Genomic DNA, 21,241 nt, shown 5'->3' on the forward strand with positions numbered 1-21,241 from the left:
CATGTTATACTTCAACATTTAAGACTATGGAAATTAATATAAATTGTGATTTAGGTGAAAAATCCAAACATCATTCTAATAAGTATGATCCAGATTTACTTGAAATAGTAAATTCAGCTAATGTTGCTTGTGGATTTCATGCTGGTGATGATGAGTTAATGAGTTAAGTGGTTCAAATATCAAAAAAAAATGGAGTGAGTATTGGGGCACATCCATCGTTTAATGATCCTGAAAATTTTGGAAGACAGAGAATGAATTTATCATCTAGTGAAGTTAGAAAATTGATAATCGATCAATACGAAATCTTACAAAAAATTGCTGAAAATTATGGAGATAAAGTTACTCATATAAAGCCTCATGGTGCACTTAACAATATGGCATGTGAGGATATTGAGTTAGCAACAACTTTAGCAAAAACGATAAATGAAATTAGTAAAGACTTAATATATTTAGTTCCAACTGGATCGAAAATGGAGGAAGCTGCTAAAAAATTAAATATGAAAATTGCATGTGAAATTTTTGCAGATAGAAATTATGAAGACGATGGTAATTTAGTCTCAAGAAAAAAACCTCATGCATTAATTACTAATCCAGAAGAAGCTAAAAAACATGTGTTAAATATGGTTAAAAATCAGTCACTTAATTGTCACAGTGGAAAACAGATACCTTGTGAAATTGATTCAGTGTGCATACATGGGGATAATGAAAGTTCATTAGCTACAGCAAAATCAATTAAAGATAATCTGTTAGAAAATGGACTAAAATTACAACCTTTAAATTTAATGGAGAAATTTAACAAATGATAAAAAAATTTATACTTTCTGTATGCATGTTAGTTTTGCTTTCAACACATTCATTTTCAGCAGGTTCTAATGATACAGCAACTACAAAAGTCAAATCTGATTATGCTAAAGCTGTAGAGCTAATTAAATTTGCAAAAAAATATGAAAAAAAAGATAAACTAGAAAAAGCTAAAAAAAGATATGAAAAAGCTCAAAAACTATTAATCAAATCTAATGAAAAAAAACCTTTGCAGGCTGATACATTAAACTATCTTGGTTTTACAACTAGAAAGCTTGGAGATTATGAAAATGGTGAAAAATACTATTTACTAGGTTTGGAAATTGATCCTAATCACAAAGGAATTAATGAATACTTAGGAGAACTTTATGTAGTAACTAATAGAATTGATCTTGCTAAAGAAAGATTAAAAGTATTAGAAAATTGCAATTGTGAAGAGTATAATGAACTAAAAGAGGTTATTGCAGGAACAAAACAGTCTAAATATTAGTTTATATGCTTGATATCCAAGATCCAATAGAAGCAAGAAAAGTCATAAGAGAAAATAAATATACTGAACAGACAGCAGGTTCTGCGAATAAATATGTTCAAGGAAATCTTTGTATTCTTCCAAGTAAATATGCAATGGATTTTGCATCTTTTTGCCAAAAAAATCCAAAACCTTGTCCACTTATTGGTTTTGGAACTAAAGGGGATCCTTCGTTAAAAGATTTGGGGGATATAGATATTAGAACTGATGTACCTCAATATAGAATTTGGGAAAAAGGAAAACTTGTAGATGAACCATACGATATAAAAAAGTATTGGAATGATGATTTAACAACATTTGTATTGGGTTGCTCTATGTCTTTTGAATTACCATTAATAGAGGCTGGAATATCTATTCAACATATAGAAAATAATACCATTGTACCAATGTACAGAACTTCAATTGATTGTGAGCCAGCAGGACAGTTCTCTGGAAAACTTGTTGTATCTATGAGGCCCTTAAGTGCAAATGATGCAATCAGATCAATTCAGATTAGCTCAAGGTTTCCAGCGGTTCATGGAGCACCTGTTCATTTAGGAGATCCAGCTGAGATTGGAATAGATAATATAATGAAGCCTGAATATGGAGATGCCCCGAGAGCTTTTAAAAATAATGAAATACCAGTTTTTTGGGCTTGTGGTGTAACTCCACAATCAGTTTTAGAAAACTCAAAACCAGATTTTTGTATTACCCATAGTCCAGGTAAAATGCTCATAACTGATAAATTAAATAATGATTTGGCTGCTTTATAATTAGTTTCCTAAAAAAACTTTAGTAACTTTTTCATTATCTATTAAATCATTAGATTTTCCATCAATAACTAATCTTCCACTTTCAAGCACATACCCTCTATCAGCCATACTAAGAGCTAATCTGACATTTTGTTCTACAAAAAGAATTGAAATTCCTTCACTTACAATATTTTTAAAAATTTTTATCAAATCTTTCATAACCATTGGGGAAAGACCTAAAAAAGGCTCGTCTACCATTAAAAGTTTTGGAAGCCCCATCATTCCTCTTGCAATTGCAAGCATTTGTTGTTCTCCACCTGACATAGTTCGTGCTAACTGATTTGATCTAACTTCAAGCTTAGGAAAAATTTTGTAAATTTTACTTAAAGAATTTGATAATTGTCCTTTAGCTTTTGGATGCCATGCACCAAGCAGAAGATTCTGCATAACGGTAAGATGAGGAAAAACTCTTCTTCTTTCTAGGACGTGGGATATTCCAAGTTCAGTTCTTTTGTGGGTTGGCACATCTGAAATCAAAGTATTATTAAAGTGAATACTTCCATTTTTATGATGAACAAGATTACTTATAGTGTTTAATATTGTGCTTTTTCCTGAACCATTTGGTCCTAACAATGCTACCATTTCTGCTTTATTAACATTAATTGAAACATCCCAAATGACTTGAAAATCATCATACAAAACATCAATATTTTTTATATCAAGCAGCATCAAACGTTCCTAAATAAGAGTCTATTACTTGTTTATTTTGTTGGATTTCTTTTGGTGAACCATAGGCAATGCTTTTACCTTGATCCAAAGCTAAAACATTATCTGAAATTTCCATTATAATATTGATATTGTGTTCAATTGTAACAATTGTAACACCTGATTTTTTTAATTTTTTTATTAGCTCAACTAAACCAGGTATTGTTCTCTGATCAACACCACCTGTAACCTCATCCATTAAAAGCAACCTAGGTTCAATAGCCATTGCTCTTGCCATTTCTAATCTTTTTCTTTGTCCAGTAGATAGTTCTTTTGCAAAATGATGACGTTTTTCAATCAAATCAACAAAATCAATAATCTCTAATGCTTTGTTTCTTGCTTTTTTTATATTCTTTTCTTTTACAAAAGATCCTATCATTACATTTTCAAGTAATGTTTGATCCGCAAATGGTTTTAACTTTTGAAAAGTCCTACCAACTCCAAGGTTGCTTATTTTATCCGGACTTAATCCAAAAATATTTTTGTTAAAAAATTCTACTTGTCCATCATCCGCTTTTGTATAGCCAGTAATTAAATCAAATAATGTTGATTTCCCAGCACCATTTGGTCCAATAACACCCAAAATAGTTCCCTCATCTACTTCAAATGAAATATTATCATTTGCTTTAATTCCTCCAAAAGATCTACTCAAATTTTTAACTGATAGTATTTTCATCTCTGTTTTTTTCTCTCTAAAATATTTTTAGGCACAAATGAAATGAGCCCATCTGGTCTAAAAATACAAATTATCATTAAGATTAAACCATAAAGAATTAGATCTACAGCACCACCGGTACCTCCTAAATAAATTCTTGAATATTCTGAAATAGGAATAAGTATAGACGCTCCTATTATCGGACCCCAAACATTTCCTATACCGCCAAGAACAGTTATTAATAAAACAATAATTGATATCTCAATATTAAAAACTCTGTCTGGATCTATGATTAAAATATATTGAGCAAACAAACTACCCATTGGTGCCATTATCATAGCTGAAATTACATATGCAATTATTTTATAATTTGAAACATTGATACACAAACTTAATGCTGCTTGCGGATCATCTCTGACAGCTCTTAATCTATACCCTAATTTTGATCTACTTAAGAGCCAAACTATAAAAAATGATACAATAAAAAATACTAAAAAAATATAATAGTATGAAACTTTACTTTTATGAAACTGTAGCGCTGACCATGAATCTTCTGAAGTCATTGGAACCCATAAACCAGATGCTGCACCTACCAAATCCCATCTTTGAAAAACTACTTGGAAACTTATGCCTATTAATAAAGTAGCAATTGCAAAGTAATGACCGCTCAATCTTAGCATTGGTATTCCAATTAAAACTGCAAAAAACCCTGAAACTAATATTCCAAAAGGCATACTAATCCATGGAGAAATTCCATATTCAATATAAAAAAATGAGGTTGCGTAAGCACCTATTCCAAAAAAAGCACCATGCCCTAAACTAATTTGTCCAGAAAATCCTGCTATAACGTTCCATGACTGTGCCATAACAGCATGCATAAAAATCATTATTAATAGATGAAGATAAAAAGAATTTAATCCAAATAATGGTAAAGCAAATAATAAAATTATCAGACTACTAATTAAAAAAACAACTCTGTTATTTGTGTTCCAAAGTGGTTCTGATTTTGCAATTATTAATTTATCATCCATTAATACCTGCCAAACAAACCTTGAGGTCTATAAATCACAACTAATAGATAAATTGCAAAAACATACAGAAGTTTAAAAGACGGATCTATTAGTAATCCACCCAAGGATTCTACTAATCCAATAATTATTCCAGCGTATAAGCACCCAATAATACTTCCAAATCCTCCAAGAGCTACAGCAACAAAGGCAAATAATGCAAAATTTATTCCAACATCTGTAAAAATAAAAAAATAATTAGCCATCATACCACCTGCTACTCCAACACAACCAAGTCCTATTGCCCAACCTATTGCAAACATTTTATTTGAAGGTATACCTAAAATTTCAGCTGCGTGTCTGTCTTGGGCAGTTGCTTGAAGAGCCAAACCTGTTTCAGTTTTCGTTACAAATAAATATAAACCAATAAAAGCAACTAAGCATACTACACTTGCCATTAGTTGTGGTTGGCCAATAAAAACAGAGCCAATTTCCAATCTACCTTCTAACAAAGGTTTATCTATATTTCTAAAATCAGGTGTCCAAAGTAATTGAGCGATTGATCTAATAAATATTGATAATCCAAATGTTGCACAAATTTGAATTAACATTTTAGCTTTTAAAATATATCTTATTAAAAAGTAGTGTGTAATTATTCCACAAAATGCCATTAAAAGAATTGTTATTGGAATAGAAAAAATTGGATCTAAACCAAATAAAGACCATAACCAAAAAGAAGAAAACATAGATAACATTAAATGCTCTCCATGAGCAAAGTTAACGATTTCCATTAATCCAAAAATTAAACTTAATCCTGCTGCTATAAGGGCATAGATTAAACCCATCATTAATCCGGTAACTATAGCTTGAAGAATTATTTCAGAGGTCATTTTATTAATTTACTAATGTATATATAGATAAGTTCATATTATATCTATAATTCTTATTTAGAATAATTCTTATACCACCCCACTAAAAGTAAATCGTTGAATTGAGATCTTAGATGGTATTAAAATGTTATTTTAAAAAAACAAAACGAGGGGAAATAAATGAAAAAATTAATACTTTCAGTATTTACTTTTTTATCATTAATTTGTGCACCTGTTCTAAGTTCAGCACAAGATGTTAAAATTGGAGTACTATATCCATTAACTGGTCCTGTAGCTCAAGTTGGTAAGGATGCAGTTGCAGCAGTCAAAACTGCTTTAGACATTATTAACAATAGCCATAATATTCCTGGAATGCCGTTAGCAAAAGATGCTGGCCTTAAAGGATTGGGTGGTGGAAAAATATCTATCGTTGTAGGTGATCATGGTGGAAAACCTGATATCGGTGTTGGTGAAACTGAAAAGATGTTAAATTCTGATAAAGTTCATGCGATGTTTGGAGCTTACTACTCATCTGTTACTGGTGCAGCTAGTCAAGTATCTGAAAGAGCAGGAATTCCTTGGGTTAATGGAGAGTCTACATCTCCTAAACTAACTACTAGAGGATTTAAATATTTCTTTAGAGTTACACCTCACGATGGTGAGTTTACTCAATTGATGTTTGAATTTATGAATGACTTTAACAAGAAAAATAGCAATAAGCTAAACACTCTTGGTATCATTCATGAAGATACTTTATGGGGATCAGATAGTGGTGGAACTCAAAATAAAATGGCTAAAGATCAAGGCTATAAAGTTGTAGAAAAAATAAGTTACAAAGCAAAAACAACATCTTTAAGTTCTGAAGTACAAAGATTGAAAGCAAAAAACCCAGATGTTTTATTACCTTCATCTTATACAGCTGATGCTTATTTGTTTTTAAATACAGCAAAAGAACTTGATTATAACCCTAAACTTTTAGTTGCTCAAAATGCTGGTTACACAGATCCTAAATTTATAGCTACTATGGGAAGCAAAGCAGAAGGTGTAATTACGAGATCTCCTTTTAATACTGACTTAGCAACTACTATCCCAATGATAGGAACTGTAAATGATCTTTTCAAAACACATTCTGGTGGAAGAGATTTATCTGATGTACCTGCTAGAGCATTTACGGGTTTTATGGCTTTAGCTAATGCAATTAATAACGCAGGATCAACTGACCCTGAAAAAATTAGACAAGCATTGGTTAATCTAGATATGTCATCAGACTCTTTAATTGTTCCTTACAGAGGAATTAAATTTGGTGCTGATGGTCAAAATGAAAAAACAAGAGGTATTTTAATGCAAGTGCAAGGTGGAAAATACTGTACTGTTTATCCGTTTGAATTAGCTGCATGTAAATTACAGTACCCAATGCCTACTTGGGCTCAAAAATAATTTTAAATATTATTATTAAAGGCGATCATTAATTTGATCGCCTTTTTTTTATACTTTTGATTGAATTATTGAAAATTTAAAATATTATTCAACTATCTTGATAGAAGAAGCCATAATATTACTCCAAATTATATTCATAGATATTATCCTAGCAGCAGATAATGCTATTATAATAGGTTTAATAGCTGCTAACTTTGTTCCAAAATATAGAAAACAAATAATTTTATGGGGTGTTGCTGGTGCTCTTGTTTTTAAAGTTATTTTTGCAATATTTGCAACATATCTTTTTGAATTCTATTTCATAAAAATTTTAGGAGGATTGCTTTTGATTTGGATTGTTAATGATCTTAGAAAAGATTTAGCTGAAATGAAAAATAAAGTTAAAACTCCAACAAAAAAATCAAAGCCACCGTCTTATATAAACAGTATATATAAAGTATTATTTGCAGATATTACGATTAGTTTTGACAATGTAATTGGAGTAGTTGGTGCAGCTAAAGGGTATTTTGGTTTTATGATTTTTGGCCTTGTTTTATCTGTTGTTTTAACCGGAGCACTAGCAACGTATATGGCAAATTATATACAAAAACATATTTGGATAGCCTACGTAGGGTTATTCTTTATATTAATAGTTGGCTTACAATTAATAATTGGTGGATTGGTTGATTTAGAAATACTTAAAATTAATGAAGAGTTTATTAAATATTTTTAGTTAGTAAGAATGTTTTTTTAATGGAAAATTTTTATTTCTAACATCTCTAGTATAACCTGCTACTGCTTTCGTAATCTCTTTTCTAATATTTGAATATTTTTTAACAAATCTTACATCTATTGGGTTAAGACCTATTAAATCATCAAGCACTAAAATTTGCCCATCACAATTACTTGATGCCCCTATCCCGATAGTTGGAATATCTATTTTTTTAGTAACTATTTTTGCTAACGATGTTTCTACACATTCTAATACAATTGAGAAAGCTCCTGCAGATTGTAACAATTGTGCATCTCTTAAAATTTTTCTTCTTTCTGAAATTTTTTTACCTTTAAATTTAAATGTTTTATCTGTTTGAGGTAAAAGACCCAAGTGTCCCATGACAGGAATATTATTTTTGACTAATATTTCAATTGTTTGACAAATTTTTTTACCACCCTCTAATTTTACAGCATCGGATTTTGTTTCTGCCATAATTTTTTTTGCATTTTTTAAAGCCTCTTTTGGATTTCTGTAGGTGTTATGAGGCATATCAACTACCATTAAACTTTTTTTAACACCCATCCTTACACTTTTAGAATGTTCTATCATGATATCTAAACTTACTTCTCTAGTTGATTTATAATTGTATAAAACTGAACCTAGAGAGTCTCCCACAAGTATAATATCACAAAAATTGTCTAGAATTGTTGCAATATTTTTAGAGTAAGCTGTTAGACTTACAATCTTAGATTTATTTTTCTTTGCAATTAATTCAAGAATCTTTTTTTTCATCGACTTACCAAGAGCCGGTATTTTCCATTGAAGCCCATGGTTCTTTAGGCTCTAAATTTCCTTCTTGAAGAATTTCTATTGAGATTTTATCTGGAGATCTAACAAACGCCATATGACCATCTCGTGGCGGTCTATTAATGGTGTAACCCATATCCTTAAGTCTTTGACAAGTTTCGTAAATATTATCAACTCTATACGCAAGATGACCAAAATTTCTCGAACCTTCTCCAAGTTCATCTCCATCCCAATTATATGTTAATTCAATTTCTGCTTTTTCATCATTTGGGGCAGCAAGAAAGATTAAAGTAAATCTACCCTTTTCATGTTCCATACGTCTTGTTTCTTTTAAGCCCAAACCTTCACAAAAAAACTTTAATGAATCTTCAACGTTTTTAATTCTGATCATTGTGTGTAAATATTTCATATAGTTAATTTATAGTTATAAAACTATTCTAATTCAATAGTGCTCGGTGGTTTTGAGGTAATATCATAAACAACTCTATTAATACCTCTTATGCTGTTTACTATTTGATTGGAAACTGTCTCCATAAAAGACTTTTTAAACTCATAAAAATCTGCTGTCATTCCATCCTCCGAAGTAATGGCTCTTAATAAACATACATACTCATAAGTTCTATTATCTCCCATAACTCCTACAGTTTTAACTGGTAGTAGTGCTGCGTAAGCTTGCCAAATCTTATGATAAAGACCATGATCCCTTAAAGCTTGAATGAAATAATAATCAGCTTCTTTTAGTATTTTAATTTTATCATTTGTTATTAAACCAGGCATTCTTATCGCTAAACCAGGTCCTGGAAAAGGATGTCTAGAAATAATATCCTTACTTAAATTTAATTCTAAACCTAACTTTCTAACTTCATCTTTAAACAAAAACTTTAAAGGTTCTACAAGTTTAAGTTTCATCTTTTTGGGAAGTCCACCAACATTATGGTGAGATTTAATTTTAGATGTTTGACTTCCTGTCACAGATTTACTTTCAATTAAATCTGGGTAAAGAGTTCCTTGAGCTAAAAATTTAACATTTTTTATTTTTTTTGCATATCGTTCAAATATTTTTATAAAAAGGTTGCCAATAATCTTTCTCTTTTTTTCGGGATCAGAGACATTATTTAGTTTTTTTAAAAATTCTTTTTCTGCATTTACATAAATTAAATTCATTTTTAAACGTTTCTTAAAAGTCTGTACAACTTGTACTTCTTCATTTTTTCTCAAAAGACCTGTATTAACAAAAATACAGTATAATTTTTTACCAATCGCTTTATTAAGTAATTGAGCTACTACACTACTATCAACACCTCCTGATAAAGCACAAATAACTTTTTCTGATCCAACTTGATCTTTTACTTCTTTAATAAGTTGAATTTTTTGGTCTTTAGAGGACCAATTGCGTTTGATTTTACAAATTAAAAAAATAAAATTACTAATTAGTTTTTTTCCATTTTCAGTATGTGTTACTTCTGGATGAAATTGTATTCCATAAAATTTTTTTAATTTATTTTCTACAATTGCAAACTTTGAATTAGCACTAGAAGCTATTACTTTAAAGTTTTTAGGAAGTTTAGATACCTGATCAGCGTGACTCATCCAAACTTTTTTGGTTTTTTGTTTATTAAAAAAATTCTTAATCAAAAGACTTTTGTTTTTTTTATATATATTTGCTAATCCAAATTCTCGATGCTTTGATTGTTTTACTCTTCCTCCATTAAGTTTTGAGAGTATTTGATGTCCAAAACAAATACCTAAAATAGGGATGTTTAAATTTATAATTTTTTTATCAAACGAATATTTGTTTATTTGATAAACATTTAGCGGCCCACCAGATAAAATTATTCCTTTTACTGCAGGATCAAAATATTCCAATTTTATTTTTTTGTGACTTATAATTTCAGAGAAAACACCTAACTCTCTTATTCTTCTAGCAATTAACTGAGTGAATTGAGAACCAAAATCTATAATTAAGATTTTACTTAGATTTTGATCAAGACTCATTTTCTGGGTCTATATTTTTTAGAGACTTTTGAATTTCATCATTTTCATCACATAATTTTTCACAAACTTTAATAAATTTTTGAGAAAGTTCGTTAACTTTTGAATAGTTTGATTTTTCTAAAGATATTTTCATCAGCATCAAAATAGCTTCTTCATTATTTGGCTCTATCAATAATGCTGTGTCTAAATTGTATTCTTCTTTTCTCTGATCTTCTTCAAGATTATAAATTTTTGCTAAATAAAGATATGATTTTGCATCCTTAGGATTAAAAACTATATTTCGTTCTAACATAAAACGTGCTTCATCATATTTTTTATCCTGATACATTTTTAATGCTTCATCAAAAAAATTTTCTTTACTTGATGCTAAATTTGCAGAAAAAACTAAAACAAATAATAGAGTAATTATTTTAAGAATTTTATTCATTAATATTTACTATCGTTTTTAACCATATCTACGTTATGCACCATACTTTCATAAAATCCAGCTTTAGTAATCTTAACAAAGTTTGGTTTTATTCTAAGTTTAGTTATATTTTTTGAACCAAGATAACCCATGGATGATCTAAGTCCACCAATCAATTTATAAATAATAGTTTCTACGTCACCTTTGTATTTAGCAAACCCTTCAACTCCTTCAGGCACATATTTTGATGTGTCTTTCTGTTTAGTTTGAAAATATCTATCTGCTGAACCTTTGTTCATTGCACCTACAGAACCCATACCTCTAAAACTTTTGAATAGTTTTCCATTTTTTTTAATTAACTTTCCAGGCGCCTCATCTGTACCAGCAAATAATGATCCTATCATTATCGCATCAGCTCCTGCGGCAAATGCTTTTGCAAGATCACCAGAATATTTAATTCCACCATCAGAAATAATTTTAACATTCTTATTTCTTAATCCATTTCTTACAGATAAAATTGCACTTAATTGAGGGACACCAATTCCAGCAACTAATCTTGTGGTACAAATTGAACCTGGGCCTATTCCAACTTTTATAATATCAACACCTAATTTGATTAAAAATTTAGCTGCTTCAGGTGTTGCTATATTACCTGCACATAAAGTAATTTTTTTGTTTTTAAATTTTTTAATAAATTTTATTATCTCTCCAACTTTTTTAGTATGTCCATGAGCAGTGTCTACTACTATTAAATCAACGCCTTCTTTAATAATTGCTTCAGCTCTCTTGAATTCATTTGGTCCAGCTCCAACTGCTGCACCCACTAATAATTTTTGTTTTTTTACTTTTTTAATCTCTAAAATTTGATATTTAATATCTAAATTTCTATGAATAACCCCTATCCCTCCAGATTTAGCTATAGCTATTGCCATTTTGCTCTCAGTTACCGTATCCATTGCAGATGATAAAAGAGGGATTTTTAATTTAAGATTTTTTGTTAATTGAACACCTGTATTAACCTCAGAAGGTAGTATTTCTGAGTATTTTGGAGCTAACGTAACATCATCAAAGGTAAGTGCTTCTTTTATAGGAACCATGATCTTTTATATACGATTCCTTTTAAAATTAAAGTCTCTATCTAAGTTTGCTGCAAATTATAAAACTTTCTTTAGAGTCTTTTCTGCTAGATTTTGGTTTAAAAACCTTAACTTCTTTAAAATACTTTTTTCCTTCTGCGACTATTTCGTTAAATGTTCCACCCATGAAAATTTTCGAAATAAAATATCCATTATTTTTTAATTGATCTTTTGCAAAAATCATTGCTTCTTTACATAACTCACCTGTTTGAATAGAATCTATATTTTTAATACCTGTCGTATTTACAGCCATATCTGACATCACGACATCTATTTTATCTTTAATATGTTTTTTAATTTCATCTTGAATATTTTCTTCAGTAAAGTCGCCTTTAATTTGAACTGTATTACCAATGGGTTCCATTTCTTTTAAGTCAATTGATATTAGTCTTCCGCTTTTTGCAGCTTTTGCTGCATATTGAGACCAACTACCTGGAGCCGCACCTATATCTATAACTGAAATGCCTCCTTTAAATATCTTAAATTTATCATTTATTTCAATTAATTTGTAAGCAGATCTGGCTCTATATCCATCAACTTTAGACTGTCTAACGTATATGTCTCGTCTTTGTTTATTAACCCAATTTTTTGAAATTTTATTTTTTTTCAATTAATTACTAAATCTTAATTTTTTATCTATCATTTCGCCCTCAACAGTTTTTATTTTAGAGACAAAATCTTTGTTATTTCTGATTTGATCATTGTTTTTACCTGCAAAGTGAACAATGCCTATTTTATGGTTTGGGAGATATGGCTCAACAAGAGTCTCTCTGATCTTATCATATTTTAAAGCCTCAATTAAAGTCCAATTACAATAAGCAGGTAAGATTTCTACAGATAGTTCGTCACTATATATTGTTATATTCATAGCAATTTGTTCTGAGCCCCAAATTTTTCCTGCTTTTAATGCAATCTTTAAATTTTTTTGCCAAACTTTCCAATGAGGAGCATTTGCCTCTAGCGCAAACACACCAATGTTTAAATGAGGTTTGAGTGCTACTTGTCTTGCAATTTTTTCAGAAAAGCCAGAAGACTTTGCGTGTTTATAATTTTGAGATTTGATTCTAGCATAGCTTCCAAAAAACCATTCAGCTCTTAAAACCCTGCCATAAGCTCTATCAGCTGAAGTTGCGATTGATAATTTGTTGTTTTCACAACCTTTAAAATATAGTTCAATTGCTTCCCAAGAATTTACCCAAGCATCTGCATCTATCCATAAATACTTTTTATAATCAGGAAAATATTTTGGAAGAAAAGCTCTTGATACTTGGCTTTTCAACCATTCTCTTCCTTTAACTTTAAAATCAGGAACTTCTATATCCCAATCAGCAGGTTTAATTTCATCTACTTTTTTTTTAAGAACAGATTTTTGATCTTCGGTCAATCCAGCATCCATAATGCAAATTGCAGTATTTTCGCTCTCTTTAAAACGCTTTATAGAGTCTACTAATTCGTTGAGTAAATCAAAATAATTTGAGTCTGCAAGAGATATTATGACGTTTTCTTTCATTATAAAACGTCTTCTAAATCATCATCATCTTCAACTAAGTCTTTATCCAAATTTTGTTTTTTTAATTTTTGAAAATGAAAAAAACTAATTGGCAACATTAGTAGATATATAATTGAGCTTATCGCTATTACGTTAAAAGGATAAATTAAAAGTAATCCTAAAAATAAGACAATACCAAATAATAAAAAAATAGTTGCTTTTCTTTGAACAATTATTTTTTTAAAAGAATAGCTGGGAAACTTGCTTATTAATAGAAGAGATATTACTATAAAACTAGCTGGTACAATAATATCGTAATTAAGAGTTATATAATCAAAACTTGTAACACTCACAATTAAGGGTGTTAGAACTAAAATTCCTCCTGCTGGTGACGGAACACCTTCAAAAAAATTATCTCTCCATGATGGTTCTTGATTTGAATTAACATTGAACCTTGCCAATCTTAATGCCACACAACTTACATAGATTAAACATAATAACCAACCAAATCTTCCTAATTCATTTAGCTTCCAAAAATACATTATAAATGCTGGTGCTACACCAAAACTAATCACATCTGCCAGAGAGTTCTAATTCTTTTCCAACTTCTGAAGTTCCTTTAATTAGTCTTGCAATTCTTCCATCTAACCAATCAAATAAAGCTGCAAAAATTATTGCTATAATTGCAAATTCAAATTTCTCATCTAGTGCAAATCTAATTGAGGTTAACCCAATACAAACTCCAATTAAAGTGAGCATATTAGGCAAGATTACCCTAGTATTTTTTTTATCTGATATAATCTTTAAATTATTTTTTGGTTGTTCCATTTTTATTTTTTGGCCAATAAGGTCTCACCAGAAATTGTTTTTTGTCCAATTTTCACTAATGGTTCATAGTTTTCATAATATACATCAGCTCGACTTCCGAATCTAATCATGCCAATTCTATCACCTTGGTTTAGTTCTTGGCCATTATCTGTTTCACAAACAATTCTTCTTGCAATAAGACCAGCTATTTGGACTACAATTATATCATTTCCACTTTTATCTTTTAGCTTATAGTAATTTCTTTCATTATCCTCACTTGCTTTATCTAAAGATGCATTAAAAAACTTTCCAGGCTTGTATAATATTTCCTCTACTTTTCCAGAACAAGGTGTTCTATTTACATGGCAATCAAACACATTCATGAATATACTTATTTTTTTGAATCTTTTATTCTCTAGACCAACTTCTTTTGGTCCATCTACTTCTTCAACCTTTATTACTTCGCCATCAGCAGGACTAACTAAATAATTATCATCTTCAATTATAACTCTTTCAGGATCTCTAAAAAAATAGTAAACCCAAATAGTTAATAACAATCCAATAGTTCCTAAAAAACCGCTGATAAAAAATAAAACAAGAGTTACAAACCCTGCTATGACTAAAAATTTATAGCCTTCTGTGTGCATCGGTGGAAATATTTTGCTAAACATATTCTTCTATTTGCTAATTTTTGATTAATATGTATATAAACCACTCAAATTCAATTAATAAGATAAATTTATTTTAATGAGTAAAATCAAGGTAAATAACCCAGTCGTCGAGCTAGATGGTGATGAAATGACCCGTATTATATGGGAATTTATCAAGAGTAAGTTAATACTTCCCTATCTTGATCTAGGTATTGAATATTACGACCTAGGTATGAAAAGTAGAGATAATACAGACGATCAAATCACAATAGACTCTGCAAATGCAATAAAAAAAAATGGTGTTGGGATTAAATGTGCAACGATTACTCCTGATGAAGCTCGTGTTGAAGAGTTTGATTTAAAGAAAATGTGGAGATCTCCAAATGGAACTATAAGAAATATTATAGGGGGTACTGTTTTCAGAGAGCCAATTATATGTAAAAATATTCCAAAACTTGTTCCTTCATGGACTGATCCTGTGGTTATTGGAAGACATGCTTTTGGGGATCAGTATAGAGCAACAGATTTTAAAGTACCTGGAAAAGGTAAAATGGAAGTTAAGTGGACATCTGAGGATGGAAAAGATGAAATAAAATATGAAGTATTTAATTTTACAGGTCCAGGTGTAGCACTATCAATGTATAATTTAGACAAATCCATCGAAGACTTTGCAAGGTCTTGTTTTAGTTATGGTCTAATGAAAAAATGGCCTGTCTACATGTCAACCAAAAATACAATTCTAAAACAATACGATGGTAGATTTAAAGATATTTTCCAAGAAATTTTTGAAAATGAGTACAAGAAAGACTTTGATGAAAATAACTTAACTTATGAACACAGATTAATTGATGACATGGTTGCATGTGCGATGAAATGGAGTGGAAAATATATTTGGGCATGTAAGAATTATGATGGTGATGTTCAGTCAGATACCATGGCGCAGGGTTATGGATCATTAGGTTTAATGACAAGTACATTATTAACACCTGATGGGAAAGTAATGGAAGCTGAAGCTGCTCACGGAACAGTTACAAGACATTACAGAATGCACCAACAAGGAAAAGAAACTTCAACTAACCCAATTGCTTCTATTTTTGCTTGGACAAGAGGATTGGCCCATAGAGGAAAATTAGATAGCAATAATGAACTAATTGAATTTGCAAATATACTTGAAAAAGTTTGTATCGAATGTGTTGAAAGTGGTTCAATGACTAAAGATTTAGCTATTCTTATTGGCCCATCAAGCAAGTATTTAACTACTAATCAATTCTTAGATGAAATTGATGGTACTCTTAAAAAAAAATTAAATTAAAGTTTTAAGTTTTTCAAAAGCTTGATCAATTTTTGATTGATCTTGGCCACCAGCTTGGGCAAAATCTTTTCTACCACCCCCGCCTTGACCTCCAATAATTTCTGAACCTACTTTAACAAATTTAACAGCATCAAACTTCTCTGTTAAACTATCTGTGACACCGACTGCAATTCCAACTTTATCGTCCTTACTTGCAAACACTGTTACAATTCCATCGCCTAATTCTTTTTTACCTTTGTCGACAAGTTTTCTTAATTCTTTTGGTGGCAATCCATCAACTTTTTGAAGTCTTAGTTTAACTCCATTAATTTCTTCATCTTTAATAAAATTTTTTGATTTATCTTCTAAAATTGAATTAACAGAGATTGTTTCTAACTGTTTTGATAAATTCTTAATTAATGTTTTTTGATCTGATTGATCTAAATTTGGCGTTCCACCTAATTTAGTAATTTGTTCACTTAATTCTTTAATAAGCTCATTATCTTTTTCTGAGGAAAGATTAGATAATTTTTCTTTATTATTTAAATAATCCTCTAATTGTTTGTCTCTTAGAGCTTCAATTCTTCTTACCCCTGCAGCAATTGAAGATTGGCTAATTATCTTAAATTTTCCAATATCACCTGTATTTTTAACGTGAGTACCCCCACAAAGTTCAGTTGAAAAATACTTATCTCCATCCTCTCCCATTGATAAAACTCTTACTTCATCACCATATTTTTCTCCAAACAAAGCCAAAGCACCATTTTCAACCGCCTCATCTGGTGTCATCAACCGTGTCTTCACATCTGATTTTTTTGAGACCATTGTGTTTACAAAATTTTCTATTTTATCTATTTCTTCTGTTGGTATTGGCTTCATATGACTAAAATCAAACCTTAATCGACTTGGTTCCACTAAAGAACCTTTTTGAGTTACATGATCCCCCAACACTCTTCTTAACGACTCGTGAAGTAAATGAGTTGCAGAATGGTAAGCTCTAGTGTCATCTCTTCTTTTAATATCAATTTTAAGCTCAACACTATCATTAACCTTTATTGATCCATTAATTACTTTTCCATAATGAACAAATAGATCACCTAATTTTTTTTGAACATCGGTTACCTCAAATTTAAAATCATTTGCAATAATTTCACCTGTGTCACCTACTTGACCACCAGACTCTCCATAAAAAGGTGTCTGATTAACAATGATCATACCTTCATCGTTTTCTTTTAATTCATTTACCTCTTTGTTGTTCGATAAAAGTGATAAAACAACACCTTCAGCTTGATTACTTTCATAACCTAAAAATTCTGTAGCACCTAATTTGTCTTTTATTCCAAACCAAATATCTTCAACCGCAGCATCACCAGAACCTTTCCAGTTCTTTTTAGCAAGTTCTCTACTTTCTTTCATCAACGATTGAAATTTTTCTGTATCAATGGACATTGATTTGTTTCTTAAAATATCTTCAGTAAGATCTAATGGAAATCCATAAGTGTCATATAACTTGAAAGCTACTTCACCAGGAAGAACTTTGTCTATTTTAGAAATTTCATCATTTAAAATTTTAATTCCTCTATCTAGAAGTACCAAAAACTTTTCTTCTTCCATTCTTAGAGTTTCTTTGATTAAAGACTCTGCTCGAACAAGTTCATGATAATTTCCTGACATTTCATTTTTAAGTGTATCAAATAAATTAAAAAAAACTGGGTCTTTAGATCCGAGTAAATGAGAATGTCTCATTCCTCTTCTCATTATTCTTCTTAGAACATATCCTCTTCCTTCATTAGAAGGTAAAACCCCTTCTGCTATTAAAAATGCACTGGCTCTTAAGTGGTCTGCAATAACTCTAAAACTTGATTGATTAGATTGATCTTGTTTTATTTTAATAATATCTGATGCAGAACTGATTATTTTCTTAAAATGATCTGTTTCATAATTATCATGTGTACCTTGAAGGAGTGCTGCAATTCTCTCAAGACCCATTCCAGTATCAACAGATGGTTTTGGAAGATCTATTCTTTTATTCTTAGAAATTTGTTCAAATTGCATGAAGACTAAGTTCCAAATTTCAATAAAACGATTTCCATCTTCATCTTTAGTGCCTGGCAAACCTCCCTCTAGATGATCTCCATGATCATAAAAAATTTCAGAGCATGGTCCACATGGACCTGTCTCTCCCATTGACCAAAAATTGTCAGATGTTGCTATTCGAATAATCCTATCATCACTAAAACCTGCGATTTTCTTCCAAAAATTGAAGGCTTCATCATCTTCATGGTAAACCGTTACATAAAGTCTATTTTTATCTATACCAAAATCTTTAGTAATTAAATTCCAAGCATAGTGAATTGCTTCTTCTTTAAAATAATCTCCAAATGAAAAATTTCCTAACATTTCAAAGAATGTGTGATGTCGAGGTGTGTATCCAACATTCTCCAAGTCATTATGCTTTCCACCTGCTCTTACACACTTTTGTGAGGTAGTTGCTCTTTGATAATCTCTTTTCTCTAAACCGGTGAATACATTTTTAAACTGAACCATCCCTGAATTTGCAAACATCAAGGTTGGATCGTTGTTTGGAACCAAATTACTAGACTCTACAATCTTATGGTCATTCTTCTCAAAATATTTTAAGAACGTATTTCTTATTTCGTTTAAAGATTTGTCAGCCATATTTTTAAAATACAGCTTTTTTATTTTATGTCTAGATAACAGTACGGGAAAAAGGCGCTTAATTTATGCACTTGAGGAACACACTACCTCACACTAGCTCACACTAGCTGACACTAGTTATGCGGACTATTTAAAATTTATAAAAAATTAATCACATAAAGATTCACTAAAAGTATCTCTTAAACTCGATACCAAACTCGACACAAAAGAGATAAATCAAATAGCTAATTCCATCACCTAGACACCTGATTTGAGGTTTGGTAAGGTCTTGTTCATGAAAAAAATTGACGTTAATTCTTTAGAACCATCTCAGCAACAATTAATTGATCTCCTGGAGTATTATCAAGCTGGACGATACGAAGACGCTGAAAAACTATCACTATCTATCACTGAAGAATTTCCTAAACATCCATTTGCCTGGAAAGTGCTTGGGGCTGTGCTCAAACAAATGGGCAAGATAAATGAATCATTAGTTGTTAGTCAAAGATCTGTGCAATTAAATCCACAGGATGCCGAAGCCCACAATAATCTGGGTGTCATACTCAAAAAGCTTAGCAGATTAGATGACGCTGAAGCAAGCTACAGAAAAGCGATAACATTAAAACCTGACTTAGCTGAAGGTTATAGTAACTTGGGTGTCATACTTCAAAAACTTGAAAAATTAGATGAGGCTGAAATAAGCTTGAGACAAGCAATAAAATTAAAACCTGATTATGCCGAAGCCTACAATAACTTGGGTAACACACTCAAAGAACGTGGCAAATTAGACGAATCATGCTCTGCTTATATTCAAGCAATAAATTTAAATCCAGATTTCACTGATGCTTATAGAAATCTTCGTATAGCTATCAAAAACGTAAGGTTCAACTCATCAAATGTTAAGCTCTACCCACTTTTAATTCGACTATTAGGTACTGGGAATTTTGCACGCCCTGAAGATTTGGCTCCCAGTATTTTAAGTCTCATAAAGCATGATCCTCTGATCAAGAATTTACTGCTTGAGGAAAATTTTGCTACAAGTATCAAAGAAATAAATTCCATAATTAGCAGTCTAGATAAACTTAAGCTTCTTCATCATCTAATGCGTTTATGCCCACTTCCCAATCTTCAGTTTGAAGCATTTTTTTTGACTATGCGAAGTTTACTTCTTACGAATCTGGATAATTTCAAGGCATCTCCTGAACTCATCTATTTTTTATCTACGCTTTCTCTTCACTGTTTTACTAACGAATATGTCTACTTTGAAAAAGACAAAGAGACTGAATTGGTTAAGAACTTAGAAACTGAGATTATGCAAAATATTTCGAAATCAGAGCAACCAGAAGCTAAAAAGATTTTATGTCTAGCATCTTATCGCCCGTTACATCAATACAATTGGTGCCAAAAGCTAAAAGCTCTTGATCATTTGGAGGAGGTAAAGTCTCGACTGATTGAAGAGCCTTATGCTGAGAAAGCAATAGTGACAGAAATTCCTATGTTGGGAGAAATATCAGACGATGTCTCTTGCAAAGTAAGGGCGCAGTATGAAGAAAACCCTTATCCAAGATGGGTTAAAACAGGAATACCCACAAAGGTGAAATCAATCTCTGAGATTTGTGCTGATCTAAATCTTCATCTCCATTCCAAAAGTATTAAAAACGTAATTGCTCCAGCTATACTTATTGCTGGTTGTGGTACAGGGCAGCATTCTATAGGAACTGCTTCTCGCTTTTCTGACTGCCAGGTCACCGCGGTGGATCTAAGTCTTGCCAGTCTTGCTTATGCACAGAGGAAATCTAATGAGTTACGTTTGAACAATATAGATTATTTGCAAGCCGATATTTTACAACTCCATCAAATTGGCAAGGAATTCGATGTCATTGAAAGTGCGGGTGTTCTTCATCATATGGATGAGCCCATGGCTGGGTGGAGAGTTCTCACAGATCTTCTGAAGCCCGGTGGCTTGATGATGATAGGTTTGTATAGTGAGTTGGCACGACAAAATATTGTAAAGGTTAGAAAGGAAATAGCTTCCCTCGGACTAGGGACATCTGCAACTGAAATCAGAAATTTCAGAGAGTTGTCAAGAGAGTCTAAAATCCATGATGTAAATCAATTAAGTACATCTGCAGATTTCTTCTCTTTGAGTGAATTTAGGGACTTAATATTTCACGTGCAAGAGCATCGTTTTACCCTCCCACAGATTAAAAAATGTCTTGACGAGTTGGGGTTACAGTTCTGCGGATTTATAGATAAAGTCGCTATTTCAAATTTTAGAGAGCTTCACGGAAAAAACGCTGATATCTATGATCTGGCACTGTGGCATCAGTACGAGGAAAGCAATCCTCGGGCTTTCGCTAGGATGTACCAATTTTGGTGTCAAAAGCTATAAGTATAATCATTTATTGCCAACATCATATTCAACAGCAGTAAAACATTAAGTTTCGAGACTTACTTAAAAGTAAAAGAGCTAAAACTCAAAAGTTAAGTGAGCTTTCCAAAACTAAAAAAATA

At 31.1% G+C, this 21,241-nt stretch carries 21 protein-coding genes and 1 pseudogene; 7 read left to right on the plus strand and 15 right to left on the minus strand.

Going from position 1 to position 21,241, the window contains the following annotated elements; translation table 11 throughout:
- Nucleotides 1-26: 26 nt before the first annotated feature.
- From ACIJYF_RS05315 to ACIJYF_RS05325, 3 genes and pseudogenes are all read left to right on the plus strand, one after another.
- A pseudogene (locus ACIJYF_RS05315) lies at nucleotides 27-803 on the plus strand (5-oxoprolinase subunit PxpA).
- A complete protein-coding gene (locus ACIJYF_RS05320; RefSeq protein WP_435115792.1) occupies nucleotides 800-1,291 on the plus strand; it encodes a tetratricopeptide repeat protein in 492 nt (163 codons plus the stop codon). Before ACIJYF_RS05315 ends, ACIJYF_RS05320 begins: the two are co-directional and overlap by 4 nt.
- A gap of 5 nt (nucleotides 1,292-1,296) precedes the next feature.
- Nucleotides 1,297-2,082 (plus strand): putative hydro-lyase, encoded by a 786-nt coding sequence (locus ACIJYF_RS05325; RefSeq protein ID WP_435115794.1) that lies wholly within the window; start codon nucleotides 1,297-1,299, stop codon nucleotides 2,080-2,082.
- Here ACIJYF_RS05325 and ACIJYF_RS05330 read toward each other — a convergent pair whose 3' ends face one another.
- From ACIJYF_RS05330 to ACIJYF_RS05345, 4 genes are read right to left on the minus strand one after another with little or no spacing between them, the layout of a single operon-like run.
- Complete coding sequence (locus tag ACIJYF_RS05330; protein ID WP_435115796.1) at nucleotides 2,083-2,790, minus strand: ABC transporter ATP-binding protein; 708 nt, start codon at nucleotides 2,788-2,790, stop codon at nucleotides 2,083-2,085.
- Entirely contained in the window at nucleotides 2,780-3,502 is a 723-nt protein-coding gene (locus ACIJYF_RS05335) for an ABC transporter ATP-binding protein (RefSeq protein WP_435115798.1), read from the minus strand. Before ACIJYF_RS05335 ends, ACIJYF_RS05330 begins: the two co-directional genes overlap by 11 nt.
- The gene (locus ACIJYF_RS05340; RefSeq protein ID WP_435115800.1) at nucleotides 3,499-4,512 is read right to left on the minus strand and encodes a branched-chain amino acid ABC transporter permease; all 1,014 of its coding nucleotides are present in this window, start codon (nucleotides 4,510-4,512) and stop codon (nucleotides 3,499-3,501) included. The genes ACIJYF_RS05335 and ACIJYF_RS05340 overlap by 4 nt, the downstream gene beginning before the upstream one ends.
- Nucleotides 4,512-5,378: a branched-chain amino acid ABC transporter permease gene (locus ACIJYF_RS05345; RefSeq protein ID WP_435115802.1), complete on the minus strand. Its 867-nt coding sequence runs from the start codon at nucleotides 5,376-5,378 to the stop codon at nucleotides 4,512-4,514. The genes ACIJYF_RS05340 and ACIJYF_RS05345 overlap by 1 nt, the downstream gene beginning before the upstream one ends.
- A 159-nt stretch (nucleotides 5,379-5,537) precedes the next feature.
- Between ACIJYF_RS05345 and ACIJYF_RS05350 the strand changes: the two genes are divergently transcribed.
- Entirely contained in the window at nucleotides 5,538-6,794 is a 1,257-nt protein-coding gene (locus ACIJYF_RS05350; protein WP_435115804.1) for an ABC transporter substrate-binding protein, read from the plus strand.
- Nucleotides 6,795-6,891: 97 nt separating this feature from the next.
- Nucleotides 6,892-7,506 carry a YjbE family putative metal transport protein gene (locus ACIJYF_RS05355; protein ID WP_435115806.1) on the plus strand — a complete coding sequence of 205 codons (615 nt, stop codon included), beginning with the start codon at nucleotides 6,892-6,894 and terminating at the stop codon, nucleotides 7,504-7,506.
- Here the strand turns inward: ACIJYF_RS05355 and panB are convergent, their stop codons facing one another.
- The 10 genes from panB to ACIJYF_RS05405 are packed head-to-tail and all read right to left on the minus strand — an operon-like array spanning nucleotide 7,507 to nucleotide 14,799.
- Nucleotides 7,507-8,280 (minus strand): 3-methyl-2-oxobutanoate hydroxymethyltransferase, encoded by a 774-nt coding sequence (gene panB / locus ACIJYF_RS05360; protein WP_435115808.1) that lies wholly within the window; start codon nucleotides 8,278-8,280, stop codon nucleotides 7,507-7,509.
- 4 nt (nucleotides 8,281-8,284) lie between these two features.
- The gene (locus ACIJYF_RS05365) at nucleotides 8,285-8,704 is read right to left on the minus strand and encodes a VOC family protein (protein WP_435115810.1); all 420 of its coding nucleotides are present in this window, start codon (nucleotides 8,702-8,704) and stop codon (nucleotides 8,285-8,287) included.
- Between the two features lie 23 nt (nucleotides 8,705-8,727).
- Nucleotides 8,728-10,290 (minus strand): glutamine-hydrolyzing GMP synthase, encoded by a 1,563-nt coding sequence (guaA, locus tag ACIJYF_RS05370; RefSeq protein WP_435115812.1) that lies wholly within the window; start codon nucleotides 10,288-10,290, stop codon nucleotides 8,728-8,730.
- A complete protein-coding gene (locus ACIJYF_RS05375; protein WP_435115814.1) occupies nucleotides 10,280-10,717 on the minus strand; it encodes a tetratricopeptide repeat protein in 438 nt (145 codons plus the stop codon). The genes guaA and ACIJYF_RS05375 overlap by 11 nt, the downstream gene beginning before the upstream one ends.
- On the minus strand, nucleotides 10,717-11,793 hold the full coding sequence (gene guaB / locus ACIJYF_RS05380) for an IMP dehydrogenase (protein ID WP_435115816.1): 1,077 nt from the start codon (nucleotides 11,791-11,793) through the stop codon (nucleotides 10,717-10,719). Before guaB ends, ACIJYF_RS05375 begins: the two co-directional genes overlap by 1 nt.
- Before the next feature lie 37 nt (nucleotides 11,794-11,830).
- Nucleotides 11,831-12,442, minus strand: a complete 612-nt coding sequence (locus ACIJYF_RS05385; protein ID WP_435115818.1) for an RlmE family RNA methyltransferase — start codon at nucleotides 12,440-12,442, stop codon at nucleotides 11,831-11,833.
- Entirely contained in the window at nucleotides 12,443-13,342 is a 900-nt protein-coding gene (locus ACIJYF_RS05390) for a glycosyltransferase (protein ID WP_435115820.1), read from the minus strand.
- Nucleotides 13,342-13,896, minus strand: a complete 555-nt coding sequence (locus ACIJYF_RS05395) for a CDP-alcohol phosphatidyltransferase family protein (RefSeq protein WP_435115822.1) — start codon at nucleotides 13,894-13,896, stop codon at nucleotides 13,342-13,344. Before ACIJYF_RS05395 ends, ACIJYF_RS05390 begins: the two co-directional genes overlap by 1 nt.
- Nucleotides 13,889-14,149: a CDP-alcohol phosphatidyltransferase family protein gene (locus ACIJYF_RS05400; protein WP_435115823.1), complete on the minus strand. Its 261-nt coding sequence runs from the start codon at nucleotides 14,147-14,149 to the stop codon at nucleotides 13,889-13,891. The genes ACIJYF_RS05395 and ACIJYF_RS05400 overlap by 8 nt, the downstream gene beginning before the upstream one ends.
- Nucleotides 14,150-14,151: 2 nt before the next feature.
- Complete coding sequence (locus ACIJYF_RS05405; protein ID WP_435115825.1) at nucleotides 14,152-14,799, minus strand: phosphatidylserine decarboxylase; 648 nt, start codon at nucleotides 14,797-14,799, stop codon at nucleotides 14,152-14,154.
- Nucleotides 14,800-14,875: 76 nt separating this feature from the next.
- Between ACIJYF_RS05405 and ACIJYF_RS05410 the strand changes: the two genes are divergently transcribed.
- A complete protein-coding gene (locus tag ACIJYF_RS05410; RefSeq protein ID WP_435115827.1) occupies nucleotides 14,876-16,090 on the plus strand; it encodes an NADP-dependent isocitrate dehydrogenase in 1,215 nt (404 codons plus the stop codon).
- Here the strand turns inward: ACIJYF_RS05410 and alaS are convergent.
- On the minus strand, nucleotides 16,082-18,748 hold the full coding sequence (gene alaS / locus ACIJYF_RS05415; protein WP_435115829.1) for an alanine--tRNA ligase: 2,667 nt from the start codon (nucleotides 18,746-18,748) through the stop codon (nucleotides 16,082-16,084). The two genes, ACIJYF_RS05410 and alaS, sit on opposite strands and share 9 nt — an antisense overlap.
- 274 nt (nucleotides 18,749-19,022) lie before the next feature.
- On the opposite strand from alaS, the gene ACIJYF_RS05420 reads away from it, so the two are divergent.
- On the plus strand, nucleotides 19,023-21,119 hold the full coding sequence (locus ACIJYF_RS05420; RefSeq protein ID WP_435115831.1) for a tetratricopeptide repeat protein: 2,097 nt from the start codon (nucleotides 19,023-19,025) through the stop codon (nucleotides 21,117-21,119).
- The last annotated feature ends 122 nt before the right edge of the window (nucleotides 21,120-21,241 follow it).

The sequence above is a fragment of the Candidatus Pelagibacter bacterium nBUS_49 genome (assembly GCF_051200925.1).
In the GTDB taxonomy this organism is placed as follows: Bacteria; Pseudomonadota; Alphaproteobacteria; order Pelagibacterales; family Pelagibacteraceae; genus Pelagibacter.